Annotated in this window: 16 protein-coding genes; 7 read left to right on the top strand and 9 right to left on the bottom strand. The window is 35.9% G+C overall.

Features of this window, described 5'->3' with window-relative positions; genetic code table 11:
• Positions 1-215: 215 nt before the first annotated feature.
• Positions 216-869: a CoA transferase subunit B gene (locus tag ACTJIP_RS07295; RefSeq protein ID WP_047376943.1), complete on the bottom strand. Its 654-nt coding sequence runs from the start codon at positions 867-869 to the stop codon at positions 216-218.
• Between the two features lie 122 nt (positions 870-991).
• Here ACTJIP_RS07295 and ACTJIP_RS07290 point away from each other — a divergent pair, with 122 nt between their 5' ends.
• Positions 992-2,794, top strand: coding sequence for an ABC transporter ATP-binding protein (locus ACTJIP_RS07290; protein ID WP_180565495.1), 1,803 nt, complete (start codon positions 992-994; stop codon positions 2,792-2,794).
• A 49-nt stretch (positions 2,795-2,843) separates the two neighbouring features.
• On the opposite strand, the gene ACTJIP_RS07285 is transcribed toward ACTJIP_RS07290, so the two are convergent.
• Complete coding sequence (locus ACTJIP_RS07285; protein ID WP_047423619.1) at positions 2,844-3,545, bottom strand: CoA transferase subunit A; 702 nt, start codon at positions 3,543-3,545, stop codon at positions 2,844-2,846.
• 370 nt (positions 3,546-3,915) lie between these two features.
• On the opposite strand from ACTJIP_RS07285, the gene ACTJIP_RS07280 reads away from it, so the two are divergent.
• Complete coding sequence (locus ACTJIP_RS07280; RefSeq protein ID WP_440704304.1) at positions 3,916-5,445, top strand: membrane-binding protein; 1,530 nt, start codon at positions 3,916-3,918, stop codon at positions 5,443-5,445.
• A 200-nt stretch (positions 5,446-5,645) separates the two neighbouring features.
• Here the strand turns inward: ACTJIP_RS07280 and ACTJIP_RS07275 are convergent, their stop codons facing one another.
• Positions 5,646-8,384, bottom strand: a complete 2,739-nt coding sequence (locus tag ACTJIP_RS07275) for a fibronectin type III domain-containing protein (protein WP_428168617.1) — start codon at positions 8,382-8,384, stop codon at positions 5,646-5,648.
• Positions 8,385-8,677: 293 nt separating this feature from the next.
• Here ACTJIP_RS07275 and rplS point away from each other — a divergent pair, with 293 nt between their 5' ends.
• Positions 8,678-9,034: a 50S ribosomal protein L19 gene (gene rplS, locus ACTJIP_RS07270; protein ID WP_047376947.1), complete on the top strand. Its 357-nt coding sequence runs from the start codon at positions 8,678-8,680 to the stop codon at positions 9,032-9,034.
• Between the two features lie 200 nt (positions 9,035-9,234).
• Here the strand turns inward: rplS and ACTJIP_RS07265 are convergent, their stop codons facing one another.
• Positions 9,235-10,017: an AraC family transcriptional regulator gene (locus ACTJIP_RS07265; protein WP_219072409.1), complete on the bottom strand. Its 783-nt coding sequence runs from the start codon at positions 10,015-10,017 to the stop codon at positions 9,235-9,237.
• Between the two features lie 76 nt (positions 10,018-10,093).
• Here ACTJIP_RS07265 and ACTJIP_RS07260 point away from each other — a divergent pair, with 76 nt between their 5' ends.
• Positions 10,094-11,236, top strand: a complete 1,143-nt coding sequence (locus ACTJIP_RS07260; RefSeq protein WP_440704303.1) for an MFS transporter — start codon at positions 10,094-10,096, stop codon at positions 11,234-11,236.
• 136 nt (positions 11,237-11,372) lie between these two features.
• On the opposite strand, the gene ACTJIP_RS07255 is transcribed toward ACTJIP_RS07260, so the two are convergent.
• The 4 genes from ACTJIP_RS07255 to rpsA all read right to left on the bottom strand — a co-directional run bounded on the left by ACTJIP_RS07255 (position 11,373) and on the right by rpsA (position 18,359).
• Positions 11,373-12,365 carry an alpha/beta fold hydrolase gene (locus ACTJIP_RS07255; protein ID WP_440704302.1) on the bottom strand — a complete coding sequence of 331 codons (993 nt, stop codon included), beginning with the start codon at positions 12,363-12,365 and terminating at the stop codon, positions 11,373-11,375.
• An 80-nt stretch (positions 12,366-12,445) separates the two neighbouring features.
• Complete coding sequence (locus ACTJIP_RS07250; RefSeq protein WP_077415246.1) at positions 12,446-13,432, bottom strand: EamA family transporter; 987 nt, start codon at positions 13,430-13,432, stop codon at positions 12,446-12,448.
• A 125-nt stretch (positions 13,433-13,557) separates the two neighbouring features.
• Positions 13,558-16,185, bottom strand: coding sequence for a T9SS-dependent M36 family metallopeptidase (locus ACTJIP_RS07245; protein WP_440704301.1), 2,628 nt, complete (start codon positions 16,183-16,185; stop codon positions 13,558-13,560).
• A gap of 383 nt (positions 16,186-16,568) precedes the next feature.
• Positions 16,569-18,359, bottom strand: a complete 1,791-nt coding sequence (gene rpsA / locus ACTJIP_RS07240) for a 30S ribosomal protein S1 (protein WP_077415250.1) — start codon at positions 18,357-18,359, stop codon at positions 16,569-16,571.
• Between the two features lie 278 nt (positions 18,360-18,637).
• On the opposite strand from rpsA, the gene ACTJIP_RS07235 reads away from it, so the two are divergent.
• Both ACTJIP_RS07235 and ACTJIP_RS07230 read left to right on the top strand, forming a co-directional pair.
• Positions 18,638-19,912, top strand: a complete 1,275-nt coding sequence (locus ACTJIP_RS07235; RefSeq protein ID WP_077415252.1) for a carcinine hydrolase/isopenicillin-N N-acyltransferase family protein — start codon at positions 18,638-18,640, stop codon at positions 19,910-19,912.
• A gap of 85 nt (positions 19,913-19,997) precedes the next feature.
• Entirely contained in the window at positions 19,998-21,305 is a 1,308-nt protein-coding gene (locus ACTJIP_RS07230; RefSeq protein WP_077415254.1) for a DEAD/DEAH box helicase, read from the top strand.
• A 75-nt stretch (positions 21,306-21,380) separates the two neighbouring features.
• Here the strand turns inward: ACTJIP_RS07230 and ACTJIP_RS07225 are convergent, their stop codons facing one another.
• Positions 21,381-22,274 carry an SMP-30/gluconolactonase/LRE family protein gene (locus tag ACTJIP_RS07225; protein WP_077415256.1) on the bottom strand — a complete coding sequence of 298 codons (894 nt, stop codon included), beginning with the start codon at positions 22,272-22,274 and terminating at the stop codon, positions 21,381-21,383.
• A 256-nt stretch (positions 22,275-22,530) separates the two neighbouring features.
• Here ACTJIP_RS07225 and ccoG point away from each other — a divergent pair, with 256 nt between their 5' ends.
• Positions 22,531-23,973 carry a cytochrome c oxidase accessory protein CcoG gene (gene ccoG / locus ACTJIP_RS07220; RefSeq protein ID WP_077415258.1) on the top strand — a complete coding sequence of 481 codons (1,443 nt, stop codon included), beginning with the start codon at positions 22,531-22,533 and terminating at the stop codon, positions 23,971-23,973.
• Positions 23,974-24,079 lie beyond the last annotated feature (106 nt).

Genomic DNA, 24,079 nt, shown 5'->3' with positions numbered 1-24,079 from the left:
GGACCTCTCCGCTAAAAATAATTCCTGCTCTCTAAAAATTCTAAACTTGCGCGAAATCTATATTGGTTAATTAGTTCCAAATTCGTCTCGCGCTTCGGACAGGAGAATTTTCTTAACGTTCACAGGAGTTATTTTTTTGACGCTCCGATCTCCTATGTCATTAAAAACAGTTTCGGCCTCACTTTGTGAGGCCGAAACTGTTATATTGTATCAGATTAGAACTGCATTTCAGGAATTTCACCTTCAATGATCAGATCTGCTTCTGTAGCTTTAATAATATCTTCTACTGAAACTCCCGGTGCTCTTTCCACGAGTTTGAAACCTGCCGGAGTTACATCCAGAACAGCTAATTCAGTAACCACTTTTTTTACACAGTTGACTCCTGTTAAAGGAAGAGTACATTTCTTAAGGATTTTGCTTTCTCCCGCTTTGTTCACGTGCATCATTGCAACAATAATATTTTCAGCAGAAGCTACAAGGTCCATAGCACCTCCCATTCCTTTCACCATTTTTCCGGGGATTTTCCAGTTGGCAATATCTCCGTTTTCTGAAACCTCCATGGCTCCAAGGATAGTAAGGTCTACTTTCTGACCACGAATCATCCCGAAACTGAATGCAGAATCAAAGAATGAACCTCCTTCTAAAATAGTAATGGTTTGTTTTCCGGCATTGATGATATCAGCATCCTCTTCTCCTGCGAAAGGGAAAGGCCCCATCCCCAAAACTCCGTTCTCACTCTGGAATTCTACGGAAATACCTTCCGGAACATAGTTGGCAACCAAAGTAGGAATCCCAATTCCCAGGTTTACATAATAACGATCTTTCAGTTCTTTTGAAATTCTTTTGGCAATTTGTTCTTTTGTAAGCATAATAAAAACTTAGACTGCAATTTAATTATTTTCACTTGAATACAAAAGAGCTTTGTTGTGTTCAATAATTAACACTGTTAGTTAAAATAATATCTGTAATTTTGCCTCATTATTTTAACAGAATGAAAATACTTTTTAAATATCTTAAACCTTATCAGTGGCTGATTCTCATTTCTTTATTTTTGGCTACTATTAATCAGGTTTTCTCTTTATTTGCGCCGGCTATTACAGGAAATATCCTGGATCAGCTGGTTACTCACCCTAATTTTTTTGATAAAGAAAAACTGCTGCCCAGAAACCTTAACGAATATCTCTACGGCAGCACAGTATACCATGGCGCATTTTATTTTCTAGGGTTACTTATCGGAACGGCCATGGTAAGTAGAATTGCAAAAGCTTTTCAGGATTATGTAGTAAGTGTGATTACCCAAAAATTTGGAGCAAAAATATTCACAGATGGTCTTCGACATTCCATGGCGCTGCCTTTTCAGGAGTTTGAAGATCAGAGAAGTGGTGAAACCTTGTCTATTTTAACGAAAGTAAGAGAAGATACGGTAAAATTCATTACTAATTTCATCAATATTTTCTTCGGAATTCTGGTGAGTATTATCTTCGTTTCAGTATATGCGATCCGTTTACACTGGTCTATTATGCCGGTTTATATCTCTGGAATTTTCTTTATTGCTATTGTCACCAATTTATTGAGTAAGAGAATAAAAGTAATTCAGAAAAACATTGTTACTGAAACAACAGCGTTAGCCGGAAGTACTACAGAAAGTTTAAGAAATATTGAGATTGTTAAAAGTTTAGGATTAACCAATCAGGAAGTAATCCGTTTAAATAACAATACCTATAAAATCCTTGGTCTTGAATTGAGAAAGGTAAAAAGCATCCGTTCTTTAAGTTTTATCCAGGGAACGATGGTGAATTTTCTCCAGCAAATGATTACCCTGACTTTATTGTATTTAATTTTTAAAAATATTGTGACTCCAGGGCAGTATCTGTCTCTGATGTTTTATGGTTTCTTTATTTTCGGGCCTATGCAGGAAATCGGGAACATCATTATTTCTTACCGTGAAGCAGAAGCTTCTCTTCAGAATTTTGACCGTTTAATGAAAAAAGAAGTAGAAGAAAAGCCTCTTCATCCAAAACAAATTGGCGCTATTGAAGAGCTGGAATTCAAACATGTTTCTTTCAAACATCAGTCTGCTCAGTATAAAGCCTTGAATAATATCTCTTTTGATCTTAAAAACGGAGAAACTATTGCTTTTGTAGGGCCTAGCGGTTCCGGAAAAAGTACATTGGTAAAACTGCTGGTTGGATTGTACAGACCTCAGGAAGGGAATATTTTTTACAATGGAATTAATGGAAAGGAGTTTGATTTTGATGAACTGAGAAATCAAATTGGTTTTGTAACGCAGGATACCCAGTTATTTGCAGGAACTATTAAAGAAAACCTTCTTTTCGTAAATCCTTCAGCTACTGAAGAGGAACTGGCTGTTGCTTTACAGAAATCGAGCTGTACAGCATTGCTGGAAAGGGCTGAAAAAGGAATTGAAACCGTTATTGGTGAAGGCGGTCTGAAGCTGAGTGGCGGTGAAAAGCAAAGAATTGCCATTGCAAGAGCGCTTTTAAGAAAACCTCATCTGCTGATATTTGATGAAGCTACTTCTGCGTTGGACAGTATTACTGAAGAAGAAATTACTACAACCATTAAGGACATATCAAAAGAAAGAGAACAAATTACAGTACTTATTGCACACCGTTTAAGTACAATTATGCATGCTGATAAAATCTATGTTCTTGAACGTGGGCAGGTAGTGGAAACAGGCTCCCACAGCAATCTGATTGCCGAAAAAGGCCTTTATTATGCCATGTGGAGACAACAAATCGGAGAAAGAAAAACACTGAATCCTCAAGCATAAAAAAAGCGCTGAAAATATTTTCAGCGCTTTTTTATTTTATTATTCGAGCTTATTCTTTAGTTCTTACTGTTCTCTGCTCAATTCTTTTTTCAAATTTTTCTCCCTGGAAAATTCTTTGAATCATGATTCCCGGAATATGAATTTCGTTGGGATCCAATTGTCCCGGTTCTACCAGTTCTTCTACTTCAGCAATCGTGATCTTCGCAGCTCCTGCCATAGGATGATTGAAATTTCTTGCAGATCCTTTGAAGATAAGGTTTCCGGCGTGGTCTCCTTTCCATGCTTTTACGATAGAATAGTCTGCTTCGTAAGCATGCTCCAGGATGTGAGGTTTCCCTTTGAATTCTTTTACTTCTTTTCCTTCTGCTACTTCAGTTCCGTATCCTGCAGGGGTATAAAAAGCAGGAATTCCCGCCTGGGCAGCTCTGCATTTTTCAGCTAAGGTCCCTTGTGGAGTAAGTTCTACATCCAGCTCACCTGAAAGCATCTGTCTTTCAAATTCAGCATTTTCTCCTACATAAGAAGAGATCATTTTCTTGATCTGTCTTTTGTGAAGCAATAATCCTAATCCGAAATCATCTACTCCTGCATTGTTTGAAATACAAGTCAGATCTTTCACATCACTTTCTACCAAAGCATTGATTGAGTTTTCCGGGATACCGCAAAGTCCGAATCCGCCAAGCATCAGTGTCATTCCATCCTGAATTCCTTCGATGGCCTCCTTTGCATTTTTTACTCTTTTATCTATCATGAAATATTAGATTTTTCTGTTGGCTAAATTTAATAAATTTTCCGGTATATCCGATGAACCAAAATGATCCTGAATAGAATCCTTTTTTTTGATATTTAAAACTATAAAAATCAAACTTTTATCAAAACAAATGAACAAGTCTGTTCGTTTTTGTGGTATTTTTCGTCAATTTGATTTATATTTGAGGCTTCAAATCCAGAGATACAGTGTATTCTTATTTCGGATATCATTGACTTAAACACAATTTTAATATAAAAATTATTTTACGGCAGACCATTATTGCCCTTTTACTTCTTCTGATCTCTTCAGAGAATATTTCAACATTATACCATCACATTAATCATATACAAAATCAAACCTTAAATAAAACATGAAAAAATTATTTACCTCAGCATTACTTGCCCTGGTACTCAGCATCAATATGTATGCACAAGAAAAAACATATTTTGATGAAAACTGGGAAAAAACCACTCAGGATAAAATGGAATATTACCGTGAAACGACTCCTAAAGGCAAACTCACCCTTATCAAAGATTTTTATAAGGACGGAAAACTTCAAATGGAAGGACTTGCTTCTGATGCAACTCCCAACAGTGAAGTTTTTGACGGAAAAGTAGTCTGGTACACTCCTGAAGGAAAGATCATGAGTACCGTAACTTATTCTAACGGAAAGCAGGTGGGAGATTCTCAGTCTTATGATGATAAAGGCCGGATTACAGAAGATATGGTCTACAAAGCTGACGGTAACTTTACTGGAAAAATGGTGTCATACAAGGATCCTGAAAATGAATCTTTTTATAACACGATAACCAATTATGAAAATTCTCTGCCCATAAAGACCATTATTTATGATGATGATATTAAAGGAATCAGATATGAAACCACTTCTGACAAAGACGGTAATTATGAGACTAAATATTACGGTGAGAAAGGGAAACTTATTGGTACATCTCCTTCGGGTTCAGGAGAGGGACTGCAGGTAGATTATTATCCGAATCCAATGAGGATTTCGAAAATCGAAAAAACTAAAAGTGACGGCAGTATAAAGGAAAGTATCATCTATGCTAAAAATGGACAGCTGCTTCAGGAACAGAAGAGAAACAAAAAAGACGGTTATAAAACCACTTATGATGAATCCGGTAAAAAAATAGGCCACCTTATTTATAAGTACGATAAAGAGAATGATATTTACCAGCCGACAGAGGGTGAAGATTATCAGCTTAATTATGATTATGCACTGATATCTTCTATTGATGTATATAAAAACGGCTCAATCATCACCAGTAAATATTTTGACGAAGAAGGAAAATTATCATCTGAGAAAATTTTAAAAGACGATGTTACCCAGGAGATTAAATATTATTCTCCGGATGGAAAACTGAAATCTACCTTAACCTATAAAGATGAAATGCCTTATAATGGTACAGCCTATGAAGGATTTACCGAAACTCAATATAAGGAAGGCGTTTTAGTGAATACTAAAATATATACTGAAGAGAAAAAGCTGAAATCTGAGAAGAAATTAAATTCTAAACAAACAGCTTACGACGCCACTATCTATGATAATAAAGGTATTCTCTTATACACTTACAACCAGCCTTTGAGTGAAGACGGAGATAATGATTACTTTTTCACAGCACAAATTGTACAGTATGTAAAAGGGAAACCCGCCAATAAATCTTCTGTAAAAGCAGGTATCTTACAAAGCGGAAAAATAAAGTTCAACACCTTAAACGGAGTTAAAGAACTTGAACGCAATGGAAAATGGGTACTCTTAAAACTTTACAGTACGGATGGAAGGCTTCTTCAGGAAACCAAAATACTGGCTGATATTCCGGACGAATATGCTTCTACCGAAAATCCGGCGGCATTAAGCGAAGATGATCTATATTTAGACTAATCACTGCATAAACATATGAAAGGCGGTTTCAATTTTTGGAATCGCCTTTTTATTTAAACGCAGATGACACAGATTTTCACAAATGTTTGTGGTAAACATTTCTGCAAATTGTTCAGATTGAGCAGGCGTTATGTTTAAACAATAAAAAAGAGACCGCTATTTCAGCAGTCTCTAAATTATAATTGGGTTTCGTTTACCTGTTACTGAATAATCAGCTTTAAAGTAAATAGTTTTCTTCCGTGTACTTTAACGAAGTAAACGCCCGTCGGAAGATTCTCATTCACCAAAGAGAAACGTTGGTTATTGATATTTTTTGACACATACAGTAATTCTCCAGAAGCTGAGACCAATTCAATTTTTTCAATTGGGTAATCACTTTTGATGAAAGTAGGCTGTCCCGGTTTGGTTGGGTTTGGATACAACACTACATTTTTCTCTGTACTTCTTGTTTCTTCCGTTCCTAATGTTGGTGAGGTTACCTGAAACTGTACCCTGTTTGAAACTTCTGTATAAGAATCATTGGTAAACATGACCATATAATAGTTTCCTGGTGTGGCAGGCACTGCTGTTCCCTGAATAGTTTTTGTCCCCTGAGTTACACCGTCAAAATACGTATAAGAAACAAAATTATCATCCGGTGTCTGAACACTTTGAGGGTAGATTCCTAACCAGTCTTTGATAATTCCCGGGGAATCTGTCCATGAAGCGGTAATGTTTTCTCCTAAAGTATATACCGGTTTATTGATCCAAAGATCTGTAACGATATCTCCTACTTTAAAGAATACCTTCTCCCCGATTCCGTTATATCCGTCTTCCAGCAGATACTGAGCGTAGTAGTATCCTTTCGGAAGCCCTGTAAAATTCAATGTTCCTGATGCAGTCGTTACATAGCTCCATTTGATAGAAGCTGTAGTTCCCGGAGTCTGTCCCATTTTATAAATTCCAATCCAGTCTTTCTGTAAATTAGGCCCGTCTGTAAAATTAAGAACAACCGTTCCTCCTACGGGATACGTATCAGAAGTTGTCTGCAGCTGAACTTTCGGACCTACATAGAATTCTTTTCTTGGAGTGATTTCTGTATACCCTCCGTTAGCAAAAAATCCTGCAAAATACTGACCTTTATTTGCCATACCATTATTAAACGTAACCGTTCCTGCTACCTGTCCATTAGTATAACTGTACACTTGTGAAGTAGTACTGGCCGGCGTTTGCCCTTTTTTATAAATTCCTACCCAATCCTGCTGATTTCCGGGACCTCCTGTGAAAGTAGCGGTAATGGCTTCATTTTGGGCATATTCTGTTTTATTTAAAGTAAATGTAGGATTTGAAACTACACTTCCCGTGATTTCAAACTGTTTCACATCACTCCAGTCACTCCATTCCAGGTTTCTGTCTCTGTAACGGGTTTTCACGTAATAAATTCCGTTTGGAATAGAGTTCGAAGCCAGTGTTGCTTTTGTAATGTCTACTCCATCATTCAGATTTTTGGTTTTATCAGGAGTTCCGTTTCCGTCTTTTCCGAACCAGTTTTCAAAATCACGGTAAAATTCTTTTTCAATCACAGAAAAATTGGATGTCTTACTGATCAGAAACTGTGTCGTGTTCAACAGTTCATTATTTGAAGAAGAAAATGCACTTCCATTCAATGTCAAAGGTAAAGTAGTAGTACCCGTAAAAGTGTTTGTAATGGATGGTTTTGCCGGTTTAGGTTGATTTTTATACCTATGGAAAGAATCTACCAGTACATTATTTTTCTTGTTGTATACTCCTCCGATAGAATAACATTCAATATCCACTTTTCCTGTCGGAATATCTACTTCTACGATCTGATACGTCCAGTCTGTCAAGGTTTTCTGAACATCATCAAAATCTTTTTCATTAGACATTCCCCAATACTGATCCCAAGCAGTTCCTCCGGAAATAATCTGATAATTCGGTGTATTTTTCAGCTGACCTCTGTGATATAAATGGTGGTGAGCACCAACGTGCATTAAATATTTATCCGAAGTTACCAGAAGCGGTACTGCATTTTCTCTTACCCATGTAGAGATATCTCCTACATACTGCTCAGCCTGATAAGGTCTGTGGCTCAAAGAAATGATCCAGTCTACTGTAGTATCATTATTAGCTGCTGTTAAGATCTGCTGAAGCCATGTCTGCTGTGCAGAACCCGTATGTTCTGAGCTTAAACTTACGAATAACACGTTCCCAGCCTGCTGAGCATAATAATTTTCATTACCTGAGCTTATCCCTTTATAACTAATTTCATCAATATAAAAATGGGCATAGTAAGAATTCATTCCCATCGTTCCATAGGTTTCATGATTTCCTACTGTTGTCTGGATAGGGAGATAAGGTGATAATTTGATGTTCTTTTTAAAGTGAACATTCTCATAATGGTCCAATGTTCCTACATCCACCTGATCACCCACCATAAAAGTAAGGGCAATATTATCTGACGGATCTGAAGCAGCTCCGAATTTTTCCTTTAATTTTTTATACGCATTCAAAGTAAGCGTATCATATCTTGGCTCTGCTTTGATCTGGTTGTCCCCCATAATAAGGAAACGGATCTTTCCATTGGCAGTTACGGCCTGTCCCGGCAAAGGAAGTGTTCTGAAATTATAAACGGCAGATTCACTGGTTCCCGTTTTTATCTTATAATAATATTTAGTGTTCGGCTGCAAATTGGTAACCTTTGCTGTGTGATAATAATAGTTGTTATTATATCCGGTATCTGAGAAGATATTGGTTGTCCCTGTTACCGTCACGTTCAAATTCGTTGGAGAATTTCCGTAGATTACAGTTGTTTCATTATTGGAAGCTGTTTTCCAATTGACGATCATAGAATTCGGGGTTGGGTTTTGTAAATATGGAAACAAAACCTGTCCGAAAGCCATCTGGACCGCGAAACAAAAAAAGAAGAAATAATGTTTCATAATAGCTTTAGTTTTAAAATAACATATAGTTTTAAGTTGTGAATCAGGAATTTAAAAAATCGCTGTTCGGATTTTTTACTTCGGGCAAAAGTAGGTTTCCCATATAAACTCTGTCTGATGGTATTTTAAAGAAACCATTAATTTTTCAGCAAAACCTGAATGAAAAAATTATAGTTTTTAGTACATTAATTATTTGGCATATTTGAAAACTATTTTGTACATTTGCAACCTGTTATTCAACCTCTGACGAAGAACGTGTAAGTTGCTTAGCTTTAACATTTTATTTATTAATAATGGATTTATTAAAGTACGTACAAGACAAGTACATTGCGAAAAAAGAATTCCCTGAATTCAAAGCAGGTGATACAATTACTGTGTATTACGAAATTAAAGAAGGACAAAAGACAAGAACTCAGTTCTTCAAAGGAACAGTTATCCAATTAAGAGGTACTGGTTCTACAAAAACTTTCACTATCAGAAAAATGAGTGGTGATGTAGGTGTAGAAAGAGTATTCCCTATTAACCTGCCTGCGCTTCAAAAAATTGAGCTTGATAGAAAAGGTAGAGTTAGAAGAGCTAGAATTTACTACTTCAGAGACCTTAGAGGTAAGAAAGCAAGAATCAAAGACGCTGCTTACAAGAAGAAATAATTCAGACAACAATACATACAAAAAGAGGCTGTTTATCCGTAAACAGTCTCTTTTCTTGTTTAAAACATTCTTTATCTTCTATTTGAAGTTCCTTTTTGTTTCTAAATTATCAATATCATTCAACGATGTACATCCTGTCAAGGTTTAAAACCTTGACAGGGTGTAGAACTATCCGAACTATTTATTACCTACAAAAAATATTACTCATGTTTTATGAGATATTGCAAAGGTGTGGTTCCCGTCTGTTTTTTGAAAAAATCTATAAAAGCACTGTCTGATGAAAAGTCTAAAATATGAGACACTTCTCCTATTGAATTACCTTCTACCAAAAGTTCAATCGATCGCTGCAACCGCCACTGCTGCCTCCATTCCTGGTAAGACAACCCTGTTTCTTTTTTAAAAATACGGCTGATTGTTTTCTCCACTGCCCCGGCCTTTTCGGCAAGGTCTTTCAACATCGGCGGCATAGCATAGCGCAGAGTCCACTCTTCTGAAAATTTCTTTAAACGTCTGTCTTGCGGTATTTTAAGTTCCAGCTTTTCCTCCGGAGCTCTGCTTATTTCATCCCAAAATACATTCAGCAGACTGACCTGATCATTTCTGAGATCTGACCATTCCCAAAAGCAGATCCTTTCTATAATTTCTTTTAATAATGGATTTACATGCAGAACTTTAAGGCTGGAGTTCATATATTTTTCTGCATAGCATTTATCAAAATAGACTGATCTGTAAGCTACAATATTTCTAAAATTTACCCTATGCCTCTCATTGGCAGGAATCCAAAGCATTCTGAATGGAGGAAGAACGAACTGCCTGTCAGAAGTAGTGACTGTCATACAGCCAGAAGGTGCATATAGCAGCTGAGCTTTCGTTGTATGAAAATGAAAGCCGGAATCATGCATCACCATATCAGAAGCTATTCCAATGACTTTTTCCCGAATAGAATCCGCATCAAACTCTTCATTTTGTTCCAATACAGCCATGTCTTATTTTTGATATTTTTTGTTTTTATATCATTATAAATATACATTGAAATTTTGGAAACTTTGCAGAAAAAAAATGAAAAAGACAAATCCTATCTGGCTGCTGACTGTACTTGTAATGCTTCCTCAGTTTGTAGAAACCATTTATAGCCCGGTTTTGCCAATGATTCAGGAACAGTTCGGAGTGAAAGAAGAATCTGTTGCCCTTACGATCAGCTTATATTTTATAGCATTTGCTCTGGGAGTTGCATTTTGGGGAGTTCAATGTGACAGAATCGGAAGGAAAAAATCCATTGAATATGGGCTTATCACCTATGGCATTGGAACACTGACAGCTGTTTTTGCGCCTAATTTCATGATTCTCCTTAGTGCCAGGATTATTTCTGCATTTGGAATCTCCGTCGGCTCTATTGTAACCCAAACGATTTTAAGAGATACTTATGATCAAAAAAACATCAGCAAAGTATTTTCCTGGATCGGGATTGGTTTATCCATAAGTCCTGTAATAGGAATGATTACCGGATCAGTATTGGCTTCTTCTGTTGGATATCAGGGAGTTTTTATAACCTTATACCTGCTTGCAGGGCTGTTTTTTATTCTTTCCCGTAAGAAAATTTCAGAAACCCACCATTCAGTAAAAGAAATCAACATGGGTATTTTAACTGATTTATTAAAGAGGATGCTTTGTGACCAAGCGATCATAAAGTGCTGTCTACTGATTATGAGTTTTAATGTCTTGCTGTTTTCTTACTACTCACTGGCTCCGTTTATCTTTAAAGAATATCATTATTCCTCGTATGTTTTCGGATACAGTAGTGTTATATTGGCTGGCGGAACATTTGCCGGAGCAAAACTTAACAGATTCCTGTTATTGAGGAATCTACAACCTAAATACTTAATTAAAGTAGGTACATTTACTGCATTTATCGCCTCTATTTTCGTATGGATTCTGGCAAGTAAAGGGATATACTTTTTAATTCCATATTTCTTCATTGTGATGGCGTTCAGCACTGCAATTCCTAATATTCTGAGTACTGCACTCATCAATTATAAAAACGAAACCGGAAGTGCCGGAGCTTTGCTGGGACTTATTTATTATATCCTGATAGGTTTAGGCCTTATAAGCATTGGTTTTATACAGAATTTAGGAATTTCCTGTATCTTGTTTTCGGGAATTGGTGTGTGTGCTTTACTACTCATTAATCACAGGGAGCAATAAATTTGAAACATTAAGTTTAATAAAGAGTCAGAATGGTTAAATTTCATTAAAGATAAAATAGTAAATAAAATAACTTAATATTCTAATCACTTATCCAACTTAATGTTTCAAATATTTTATAGTTATTAAGCTTATTCTATTGTATAAAATGATATAGAGCTTCAAAAAATTGAGGATATACTTCTATATGAGGAAGATGTCCTACATTGTCAAGCTCAACAAGCTTTGAACCGGCAATTTCGTGTTGAGTTTTCTTTCCTAGCTCCTGATATTGCCCCATTTTCGGTTGAAGTTTCTTGGGAGCTCTATCTTTCCCGATTGCAGTCCTATCTCTTGTTCCGATAATAAGGAGTGTAGGAACTTTTATATTTTTAAATTCATAACATACGGGCTGGTTGTAAATCATATCTGAGGTGAGTGCTGCATCCCAGGCTACCTGAGGATAATCTTTATGGAGCGTCCACCCTGCAATTAAGTCAAGCCATGGTTGATATTCTTCTTTCCATTTGTTATCATAATAGAATTTCAGCTGATAGTTTTTATAGGTTTCCGATGTATTTTTAAGTTCAGATTGATACGCCTGATCAATGGTCTGGTAAGCAGCAAAAGTTTTATAATCTTCAAGTCCGATCGGGTTTTCAAGAATCAGTTTCTGTACTTTCCCTGGATATAGTAATGTAAATCTGGTCGCTACCATTCCTCCCATTGAATGTCCCAGAACGATTGCTTTATCAATCTTTAGTTCATCAAGAATTCCTTTCGTATTTTCTGCCAGCTGTGAAAAAGAAAACTGGTAATCATGGGGTTTTGAAGACTTTCCAAATCCTATCTGATCAGGAATCACCACTCTGAATCCTTTAGCAGAAAGATCTTTCGCTGTCCTCTCCCAATAAGCCCCATTGAAGTTTTTCCCATGGAGAAGCATTATTGTTTTTCCATTAGGCTTTTGTGGTTTTACATCCATGTAAGCCATTTTCAACTCTTCGCCCTGCGACTTGAAATTAAAAAAATGAACTTCATAGGGATATTGATAATCAGACAGCATTGCATCCAGAGGTTTTACCTGTGAAAACATAAAACCTGAGACCGTCAATGTAAAAGCGGCCATTATATTTCTGAAATATTTCATGAAACTTTTATTTAAAGGATTAAAATTAAAAAAACCGCTCCAAAAGGAACGGTTTCAACTATTATTTTATTTAAATATTTTTAAGACAATTCTGCCATTGAAACTGCTTTTTCTTTCTTTGACGGTAAATTCATCAGAACAATAGCAAAAAGGATCAGGGTAATTCCTATCCATTGGATCAGAAATACTTTCTCACCCAGTAAAACAAAGGCCATCGTTACGGAAACCGGAAGTTCCAGTGAAGAAACAATACTTCCCAGTCCCAATCCTGCATTCGGAAATCCTACATTGAATAAAATCGGTGGGATAATGGTTCCAAAAAGAGCCAACACAAATCCATATGTCAGGAATATTGAATAATTGAATGAGTGAATATGCTCTGTATTTTCTGTAAAATTTAAGTATAATGATTTTAAACCATCAAAATACATAGGCCCAATCTGAGCAAAGAATAAAAATGCAAAAACCACTACAGAACCACCAGCCAACATGATAATACTTTTTCTGAAAACCGGAAGATGGGTAGCCAGTGTATTGGATGTGAACATCGTCAAGGTATATGAAGCGGCTGCCATTAATCCCCAGAAAACCCCATGCCAGTCTAGCTCTATCTCCATATTAATAAGATTAGTTGCCAAAACTGTTCCCAGCAATACAATAACTACAGAAACTACTTTCCTCGCGTTAGGCAGTTTTTTTGTAATGATACTTTCCACCACTACACTGAACCATACCGACTGCATCAACAATACAATAGCAATTGAAACATTGATATACTGTACAGCAATATAATAGAATAAGCTTGTTCCTCCTAAAGAAGTTCCGGCAAGCAGTAGCATTCTGACTTCTTTAGAATTTGGCAGCGATAACTTCTGTTTTGAGGTTAGAGTCTGAATAAGATTGAGGATCAAAAGTCCTGTCAAACCTAATACAAACTGGGAAGTCGTTACTTCCGAAGTGGTGAAACCATCATGGTATGCCATTTTCACAAAAGTGGCCAACATACCGTATATACTAGCTCCAATCCCTACAAATAAAACACCTTTTAGTATATTTTTCTTCTTCATAATTTTTTTAACAGCCTGCAAAGGTACAACATATAAATTAAACCTATCTGAAGTGTTATAATGATAGATAAACAAAATCGCCGCAAGCAAGCTTGCGGCGATTTTGAAATTAATTAATAAGTAAATTATTTTTTAACCATTACTTTTGAAGCTGCTTCAAAACCAAGTCCTTTGATTTTAACCATATAAGTTCCGTTTACCAGATTGCTTGTAGAAATTGCTTTCTTAGCATCCGGTGAAATTTTATCTTCAGAAGAAACCAATTTACCTGACATATCATAAAGTTCTACACTTACTTTTCCAAGAGTATTGCTTGGGAAGTTGATATAAAACTCGTCTTTAGCAGGATTTGGATAGATAGAAATATTCTTATTCTTATCACCATTCACTTCATTAGTAGCCAATAAACATGTCTCTGGTACATTAAAGTCCTGAACCTGATCATTAATATTATTTTTTACTCCTGCTGATGCATTCACTCCTAAACCTCTTCTTGCAAAAACTCCCCAGATCATGCATTTGTCAACACCTCCAGTTGTTGCCAACTCAGCAGCTAATATTGCATTTCTTCCATCAATAAAGCTAGGGTTACATGTCTGAAGCTTCAAAGCATCTGTTACCAGCTGTAATACTTTTGTACTTCCGTTAGGCGTTGTAGATAATACATCTGAAGAATAACCATATTTTTCAACATATTTCCAGTGAAGATCCCATAGCATAGTAGCCCAGACGAAACCAATAGAGTGTACATCGGGAACGATTGCTGATCCGTTATTGTATTCCATTCCATTTGTATCTCCATATGTAAATCCGTTAACAGCAAGACTTGTTGAATATTTTGCAGGTCTGATACCAGCACCTGTTATCGCCTGACCTAATGCATAAGTACCTGTACCTCTTGCTACAGTAGCATTATCTCCAGCTTTATTAGTCAGCATTAAAGCGAAGAAATCAGACCATCCTTCTCCCATCTGTTCTCTACTCACTCCTGCATTCAGACAGTTATATCCTGTACCTGTCATTCTGTTGGATATTCCGTGACCATATTCATGAGTTACGATTCCATTATCAAAGCTTCCATCAGGAGTCATATTTCCTTTTAGGGTAACATTTACAGTTGTACTTGCTGCCATCTGAGTTTTGATATATTCTCCTTCTGCATTGGTAATAAGTACTGAAGGAATTGTAATTGTTGGATCATTCCCTGCCATATTACCTATAGTAGCTCCATTCGCTGCGTTATTATATACAATAGCCGCTTTAGCTCCGGCATCCTGAAGGTTTTTCACTTTAATAGCAAAAGAACATGTTCCTCTCTCAACCAGTCCTATTTTATTAGTCAATGAACTTACAGGCAAAGCTGTACAACCATCCAAAACTGATGAAAGAGCTACATCTCCTGTTATTCCGCTCATAGGTAATGGAGCACCAAACTGTGCAGTTCCAGCTCCCGGTGTACGGGAAACGGCTGCAGTAGGTGCATTATAGTAGAATACCCTTCCAACTGGAGACCAAAGGTACATCTGCATTTTACCATTATAACCATCCTGCCCTGAAGAGAAATTCGCATTATTTAATCCGCTGCCATCCTGCGCCTCTGCATATACAGAATCATCATCTCCTCCTACAGGTCCATTACCAAAATTGTTCTGCTGGAAGTTTCTGGCAGATTCTGTAAATCCAAATTTGTAGAAAACATCATGAATTCTATTATTCAGATAAAATAAATTCGTAATAGCAGCATTCCTGTTGCTTAACGGAGTTTCATTGATATTAAAAGGGAAATCAAAATTTCTTGTGGCCCCACCATCTGCCGGAGCTCCTGTAAGATAATCAGGCGCTGTTAAAGCTGTTCCTGCAGCATCTTCATAAGCAAAAACATTATTTCCTCTTGTGACAGTATAATGATTAGTACCATCAGAATGCCATCCTTCAGGAGAAGCACTTAATATCCAAGGATTAGTAATGATTGATCTTGAACCAAAAGTAGGTGCTTCAATAGGCAATGGAAATACATTATATGATGCATTATCAGGTAAAAGTAACGGAAAGTTATTCTGTGCTACATTATTTTGAGGCCCCATTAGGGTATTTTCAAAATGATCAGCATGGCTATAATCAGCATCTGAGCTGTAAGCATCATGATTGAAATTACAAGATAAAGTCAGGTTATTTTTTAACAGAATATTCCCATTGTTGGCATCTACTAAAATATTCCAGAAATTTGGAGACTTTGGTTCTGTTAAGGTATATTCATAAGCCAAACGCAGGTTTCCACTCTCGTCGTTGGTATATACAAGTCTTTGATTGGCTGATGTTGCTTTTTTCTGAGTCTTTTCAAGATATTCAAGAATTGTAAAATTTGCAATATCAGGGTTTTTCAGGTCTTCAGCAATTTTTTGAAGAGCTGTATTTTTATTAATAACAGCCGTACCCGATGTAGATGCAGTATAGTCTTTTACAAAATTATCTGTATAATAAACAATTTTACTGTCTTTAATCAATGCTGTACCTACAGAGCTGTAAATGGGTAAACCATTATATGTCTGTAGAAATTTAACAACATTACCATTCAATGATTTTGACGGATCTACATTATCAACAATGATATTATTAAGATCAGATTTTTTATATTCTCTTATTTTATTTTGAGAAATATAATCTTTAATCAGTTTTTCATTATCCTGTCCAAACAATACTGTTGGAAATGCAGAAAATACTGCAAACAAAAGAGGTAAAGCTTTATTTTTCATATCCATTATTAAAGCCGCTAATCTACAAATAATTCACAAATCTTCAATATTTTTTTTATTTAAAATTTAAAAATAAATGAATACTTGAAAAACCATCGAATTAATACGACTTTACATATTTCTCAATAAAGAGAACGTCACCGTAAATTTACTCCTACCACATTATATTTATCCCGCTTTAATATATTTTTGATGTGGTTATTTCATTAAACAAATCTCACATCAATGTATATTTTTTAACAATTATTGACTTATGTAATATTTTTTTTGAAAAAGCTCTATAATTTATTCTTTTCTATTATCAAATTTTATATTTATCATATATATTTAGATAAAAAAAGCCGCTCAAACGAGCGGCTCCTTATGTATCAATGGTTCAAAGATTATTTACCTTCTTCCATTTTTCTTTTCAACTCTGCTAATGCATCGATGTCTCCAAGAGTAGATCTTTCTTCGTTGTTTGAAGAAGAAGATACGTTTCTAGAAGAAGATTCTTTAACGTTTTTCTTTTCTTCGTCTCTGAAGATACCTGTGTGAGATACTACTACTCTCTTGAATTCTTTGTTGAATTCGATTACTTTGAATTGAGCATCTTCACCTTTTTTGATTTTAGATCCATCTTCTTTCTCTAATAATCTTGAAGGGCAGAAAGCTTCAACCTCAGCATCTTCGAATTGAACAGAAGCTCCTTTATCGTGAACTTCTACAGCTTTACCAGCGTGGATAGTTCCTTCAGCATATTTAGTTTCGAATTTATCCCATGGGTTTTCAGTCAATTGCTTGTGACCTAAAGATAATCTTCTAGCTTGGATATCCAATTCAAGAACTACAACATCTAATTTATCACCTACTGCACAGAATTCAGATGGGTGCTTGATTTTCTTAGTCCAAGAAAGATCAGAGATGTAGATTAATCCGTCGATACCTTCTTCTAACTCTACGAATACACCAAAGTTAGTGAAGTTTCTTACAGTTCCTACATGCTGAGATCCTACCGGATACTTAGTTTCGATGTTTTCCCATGGATCTTTAGACAATTGCTTGATACCAAGAGAAATTTTTCTTTCTTCTCTATCTAAAGTTAATACTTCAGCTTCTACTTCATCACCTACTTTTACGAAATCTCCAGCAGATCTTAAGTGAGTAGACCAAGACATTTCAGAAACGTGGATTAATCCTTCTACACCTGGAGCGATTTCTACGAATGCACCATAGTCAGCAAGAACTACTACTTTTCCTTTTACTTTGTCACCTACTTTCAAGTCAGCAGAAAGAGCATCCCAAGGATGAGCTTCTAATTGCTTCATACCTAATTGGATTCTTGTTTTCTCATCATCAAAATCAAGGATTACAACTTTTACAGTCTGTCCGTCCTCTAGGATTTCAGATGGGTGGTTCACTCTAGACCAAGAAAGGTCTGTAATGTGGATCAATCCATCAACACCTCCTAAGTCAATGAATACACCGTAAGAAGTAATATTCTTAACAGTACCTTCAAGAACCTGACCTTTTTCAAGCTGAGCGATGATTTCTTTTTTCTGACCTTCGATATCTGCTTCGATCAATGCTTTGTGAGATACAACTACGTTTTTGAACTCAGGGTTGATTTTCACAACTTTGAACTCCATAGTTTTTCCTACGAACTGATCGTAATCTTTAATTGGCTTAACGTCAATTTGAGAACCAGGTAAGAATGCTTCGATTCCGTGAACGTCAACGATCATACCACCTTTAGTTCTTGATTTAACAAAACCGTTAACGATTTCTCCAGTTTCGTGAAGTTCGTTTACTTTATCCCAAGCTTTAAGCGTTCTAGCTTTTCTGTGAGATAATTGTAACTGACCAGTTTTGTCTTCTCTCTTGTCAACCATTACTTCTACCTCGTCACCTACTTTTAGGCCTTGGTTGTAACGGAATTCGTTAAGAGAAATAACACCTTCAGATTTGAAGTTGATGTCTACGATAGCTTCTTTGTCAGTTAATCTTACAACTCTACCAACTAAAACGTCATTATCGTTTAGGCTGTTAAGAGATCCGTTATAGATTTCTTCTAAATCGCTTTTTTCTTTTCTCGCATCTGCATCAAGACCTGATTCGAAAGAATCCCAATCAAATTGTTCCGGTGCTACGTTTTGGTTTAATAAAACCTCTGCTGAATTTGTCTCTTTTGACATTTTCTAATAAAAATTTGTATTCCTTCTTTTTTAACGGTTTGAATAAATGCGGATTAAAAAATACGGAAGTAATTAATTTTAAGTAATTTACCCATCAAACCTTTTCGCCACAAAAGTGGATGCAAAGATACACTTTTTATTTAACATCAACAATGAAGCTTTATTCATATTTAATTAAAATCAATCGAATCTTTAAAATGAATGTAATAGATTGATCAGCAGAATTGTTTAATAATTAAATAGTATCAAATTCAAGAGATCTGATAAACAAAATAGCTATGCAGAAAAAAAATATTTTTATTTTAATTGGTATCCTTTTCTATACCATCAATATAAAAGCCTGTACAATTTTTTCCTGTTCAAGAGGAGGTGAAACATTTGTTGCAGCCAACGAAGACGATACCACTCCCTTTACCAGAATTTGGTATAACCCAGCTAGCTCAAATCGCTATGCCTCCGTTTGCTTCGGAGCCCCTGACATGCAGGTAGCCGCAGCCATGAATGAATACGGACTATTCTTTGATTTTGCAGCAGCGAATTATGATTTCACCCAATTGAACCTGACCAATCCCTATCCCGGAGATATCATGTGGGAAATCCTAGGAACATGCAAAACTGTAAAAGAAGCCATTGTTATATTAAAAAAATATGACTACATATCTTACTCCCAAGCTCTAATAGCGGATAAGTATGGTAATTCTGTATTAGTTAGCCCCAAAGGAATAACTGAAAAGAATGGAGACTTTCAAGTGAATTCAAACTGCAATATGATTAATGGGAAGTTATCATGCAGGCGACCAGAAATTGCTAATGAAATGCTTTCCGGATCGAAAGAGAACAGTGTGGAATTTCTAAAAAAAATTTTGGATAAAACCCATCAGGAAGGCGAACTCAATACATTATACTCTACAATCTTCGATTTAAAAAAGGGCATTATTTATGTCTATCTTTTCCATGATTATAATATAGTCTATATTATCGATCTGAAATCTGAATTAAAAAAAGGATACAGAATCGAAAACCTTGCGGATCATTTTCCGGCTTCGTTTGCTTATGAAAATTTTTCAAAGAACCATTCTTTATATCTTAAAGAATCTATTTTTCAGGAGATGAAAAATAAAGGTATAGATAGAACAATCGACCATTATATTTCAGAAAGTGAAAAATTATCTCCAAAAAATGAAAAATTAAATTCTGCCTTACTGGAAGCAGCATTACAGCTCATTAAATATTCCTGGAACGAGCACAATAATGGCAGTATGTGGTACTATTGGTTCAGTAAACCTTATGGATATGATGTACAGCAATACAAAGACACAAAACTTACTTCAGCAGAAAAACTTTTAAAGTATTTATCTTCCAAGGAAACTACAGATCTTAAACTTCAGAATTTCATGTATGAAATGATTGGGTTTATCAATCTTACGCAGGGAGACAAAATTTTGGCAAAAGAATTTTATGAGAAAGCAGTAACTAATCCCGATAAAGCCTATAGCGTAACATTAATCCGGGGAAAAGAAATACTTAACAGAATGAAGGATATAAAAAAGTAAGAAAAGGAAAATTGGGGAAACTGTATTACTTATAAACCCTGATATCCTCAACTCTAAAACCTTCAAAATTCACTACCTTTGCACCATGGAACTACAATCAATCTACCAGAAGCTGCAGATTCAGGATATGAATCAGATGCAGAAATCTACTTATAATGCGTCTGAAAACAATACAGACATTGTTTTACTCTCTCCTACAGGATCTGGAAAGACTCTTGCTTTTTTATTCCCGGTTCTTCGGAATCTGAAAAAAAATGTTCAGGGAGTTCAGGCATTGATATTGGTTCCGGCCAGAGAACTGGCTTTACAAATTGAGCAGGTTTTCAAAGCTATGGGAACGGATTTTAAAGTATCTGTTTGTTATGGTGGACATGATAAAAAAATCGAGGTTAACAATTTAATTGAAGCTCCTGCTGTTTTAATAGGAACTCCGGGAAGGGTTGCTTACCACGTAAGAAATAATAATTTTGATCCGAAAACGATTAAAACACTCGTTCTTGATGAATTCGACAAAGCTCTGGAGCTAGGTTTTCATGAAGATATGGAGTTTATTGCAGGCTCATTAAAAGGCCTTTCTCAAAGAATTTTAACATCAGCTACGACAATGGATGAAATTCCATCGTTTACTGGTCTAAAAAATGAAAAAACCATCGATTTTTTAAAACTAAGTGAAGTAAAACCAGATATCCAATTGCGAAAAGTAATGACAATTTCTGAGGAAAAGCTGGATACTTTGTTTAATTTAATCTGTAAAATAGGAAATAAAAGGACTCTTATTTTCTGTAACCACCGTGAGGCTGTTGACAGAATTTCTGAACTTCTTCATCAGATGGGAATCGACAGAGAAACCTTCCATGGCGGTATGGAGCAGGACGAAAGAGAACGTGCATTGCTGAAATTCAGAAATGATTCTGCAAGAATTCTTATTACTACAGATCTTGCTGCCCGCGGACTTGATGTTCCGGAAGTAGAATCTATTGTACATTATCAGCTTCCTCCCAAAGAAGATGCTTTCATCCACAGAAACGGGCGTACTGCAAGAATGAATGCCAAAGGTTTTGTATATCTGATCATGACAGAGGACGAAAACTTCCCGTTCATTAAAAATAATACTCCTGAAGAAAGTGTTGCCGGATTTACTAAAGTTCCGGAAAAAACACCTTTCCAGACTATTTATATCAGTGCCGGAAAAAAAGATAAGGTCAACAAAGTGGATGTTGTGGGATATCTTATCAAAAAAGGAGAACTTCAGAAAGAAGATATCGGTTTGATTGAAGTAAAGGATACAACTTCTTATGTTGCTGTTTCCAGAAGCAAAGTAAATGCTGTTTTAAGAAAGCTTCAGAACGAAAAGCTGAAAGGAAAGAAAGTAAAAATGGAAGTTGCTTATTAAAAATATGATTCTTTAGACAAACAATATATATGTCATTGCGAAATGCAGAGATCGCTTTCCGCAATGACATTCATCTTATTTTATTCCTCTTACTTTGGTAGGAAAAGTATACACAGATTTTGAGGCGGTAATGAAAAGTATATCATTATTTTCTCCACCAAAAGTTACATTGGAAGTCCATTTTTCAGGGATAGGAATATGGTAAATTTTCTTTCCGGAACGGTTAAAAACATGTACTCCATCTCCTGTAAGATAAAGGTTTCCGTGCTTATCCAGCTCCATTCCGTCTGATCCCATTTCACAGAAAAGTCTTTTTTCTGACAATTTCCCTTCACCCAATATGTCATATACATAAGTTTTCCCGGCATCAATATCAGAAAGGTATAATTTTTTCAGTTTTTCACTGCCTACAATTCCATTTGGCTGGGTAAATGTATCCAGCTTGATAACTTTCCCTGATTTATCTCTGTAATAAAGGCTTTTGTGTTGCAGTTCCTGTTTAAAACCGATCCAATAATCTCTTTCGTACAGTGGATCTGTAAAGTACATTCCTCCGGCTTCATCATTCCAAACGTCATTGGGACCGTTCAACCTTTTTCCTTCAAAACCTTTAAGCAGAACTTCTACTTTCTTGTCTTTGGAAATTTTCCAGATCTCTCCCTGATCATCCGAGCAGGTAATCAAATATCCGTCTTTATCAAAGTGTGTTCCGTTTGCCCTTCCCGTCTTGTCTAAGAACTCTATTACCTTATTGCTTTTCCAGTCCCAATAATAGATCTTATCATTGGGTTGATCGGTAAAGTAAACATTCCCTTCTTTATCTGCTGATGGTCCTTCTGTGAAACTGAACGTATCAGAAACCATTTCCGGCTTTACTCCTTCATACAACATTTTACTATAATTTACTGATTGACAGTTTACCAATGCGAAAACCAAACCAATCATGCCTATTTTAAATATATTCTTCATACTTCATTTTTAAACCTGCAATTTACAATATGACCTACAGGTTTCAAAATATTTTCCCGTTTTGATACAATAAAAATCAAAAACACAAAATGTCCCAATTATCCTATTTTTGAAGTAGATCATATTAGTACTGCAGAGATATAATCCGGAGCTTTGCAGTAACAGGATTGATCACTTTTTTAAATGAAAAATCAATTAAAAAAATGAGAATGATCCTGTTGAAAATAGTACCAAAATACTTTTATAGCATACAATAATGAGCGCAGAGTCCAACAATATCAAGTCTTTGGAAATTGAAAGTGAAGATTTCAGAAATTCAGTGGGAACAATGGATGAAACCGGAAAAAGGAAGTGGATATTCCCCAGAAAGCCTAAAGGAAAATACACCAATTACAGGAATTACACCAGCTATTTTCTTCTTGCCCTTTTTTTCGGACTGCCTTTTGTAAAGATCAACAACAATCCTTTTCTGCTCATCAATGTTATCGACAGGAAATTCTTTATCCTCGGGCAGCCTTTCTATCTGCAGGATTTTTTTATCCTTGCATTGGGAGCAGTAACTTCCGTTATTTTTGTGATGTTATTTACGGTAGTTTTCGGAAGGATATTCTGCGGCTGGCTTTGTCCTCAAACTCTTTTTATGGAAATGGTTTTCCGTAAAATAGAATATTGGATCGAAGGAGACCGAAATAAACAGATGAAACTTGACAGACAGGAATGGGATGCTGAAAAAATAAGGAAGAGACTTACAAAATGGTCCGTATTTATTTTGATTTCCCTGCTCTGCTCTACTTTTATGTTTATGTATATCGTAGGCTATGAACAGGTTTTCCAGATTATGCTTGAAGGGCCTTCAGAACATCCTTTAAAGTTTATTACGATGATCTTTTTCACGATGACTTTCTATTTTGTTTTTGCATGGCTTCGCGAGCAGGTATGTACTCTGGTCTGCCCTTACGGAAGGCTTCAGGGAGTTCTGATTGATAAACAGACAATCAACGTATATTACGATTTTAAAAGAGGAGAAGGCCGTTCAAAATGGAGAAATAATGAAGATAGAAAAGCTGCTGGTAAGGGAGATTGTATTGATTGTAACCAATGCGTTGTTGTCTGTCCTACGGGAATTGACATCAGAAACGGGCAGCAACTGGAGTGCGTGAATTGTACAGCTTGTATTGATGCCTGTGATGAAGTAATGGAAAAGGTAGGGTTACCTAAAGGATTAGTTCGTTATGCTACAGAATCAGAAATTGAAAACCGCGAAAAGTTCAGATTTACACCAAGAATGAAGGCAACGACCGTTATTCTGGCATTGCTGATCGGATTCCTTGGATTTTTAATGTATGATCGCGGTTCTATGGAAGCGAAATTTATCAAACCGGCAGGCTCTACATTTTTCGTTAAAAACGGTAAAATCACCAATACCTTTATTTATACTCTTCTTAATAAATCTAATGAAAAAAAGACGTTGAACATCAAAGTTATCACCCCATTGAATGCTGAAATCACTTATTTCGGCTCTGAAACAATCATCTTAAAAGGAGACCAGATCCTGAAAGGGAACATTAATATTTCCTTCCCTGAAGAAGACATTAAGTTTTCAAAACAAAATATGGTCATCGGAGTTTTTGATGAAAAGGGAAAACTCGTAGATTCGTTTGAAACGACTTTTGAAGGACCGTTTAAGTTAGCTTTGTAGGTGGCAGATGATAGGTTGCAGGAATTAGGGATTAGGGATTAGGGATTAGGGAAAATACTCTGTGAAATATTGATAGGAAGTATTTAAAATCAAATACATGGCAACC

Source organism: Chryseobacterium sp. 22543 (assembly GCF_052044565.1).
GTDB lineage: Bacteria > Bacteroidota > Bacteroidia > Flavobacteriales > Weeksellaceae > Chryseobacterium.
This window is presented reverse-complemented; position numbering and strand designations above follow the sequence as displayed.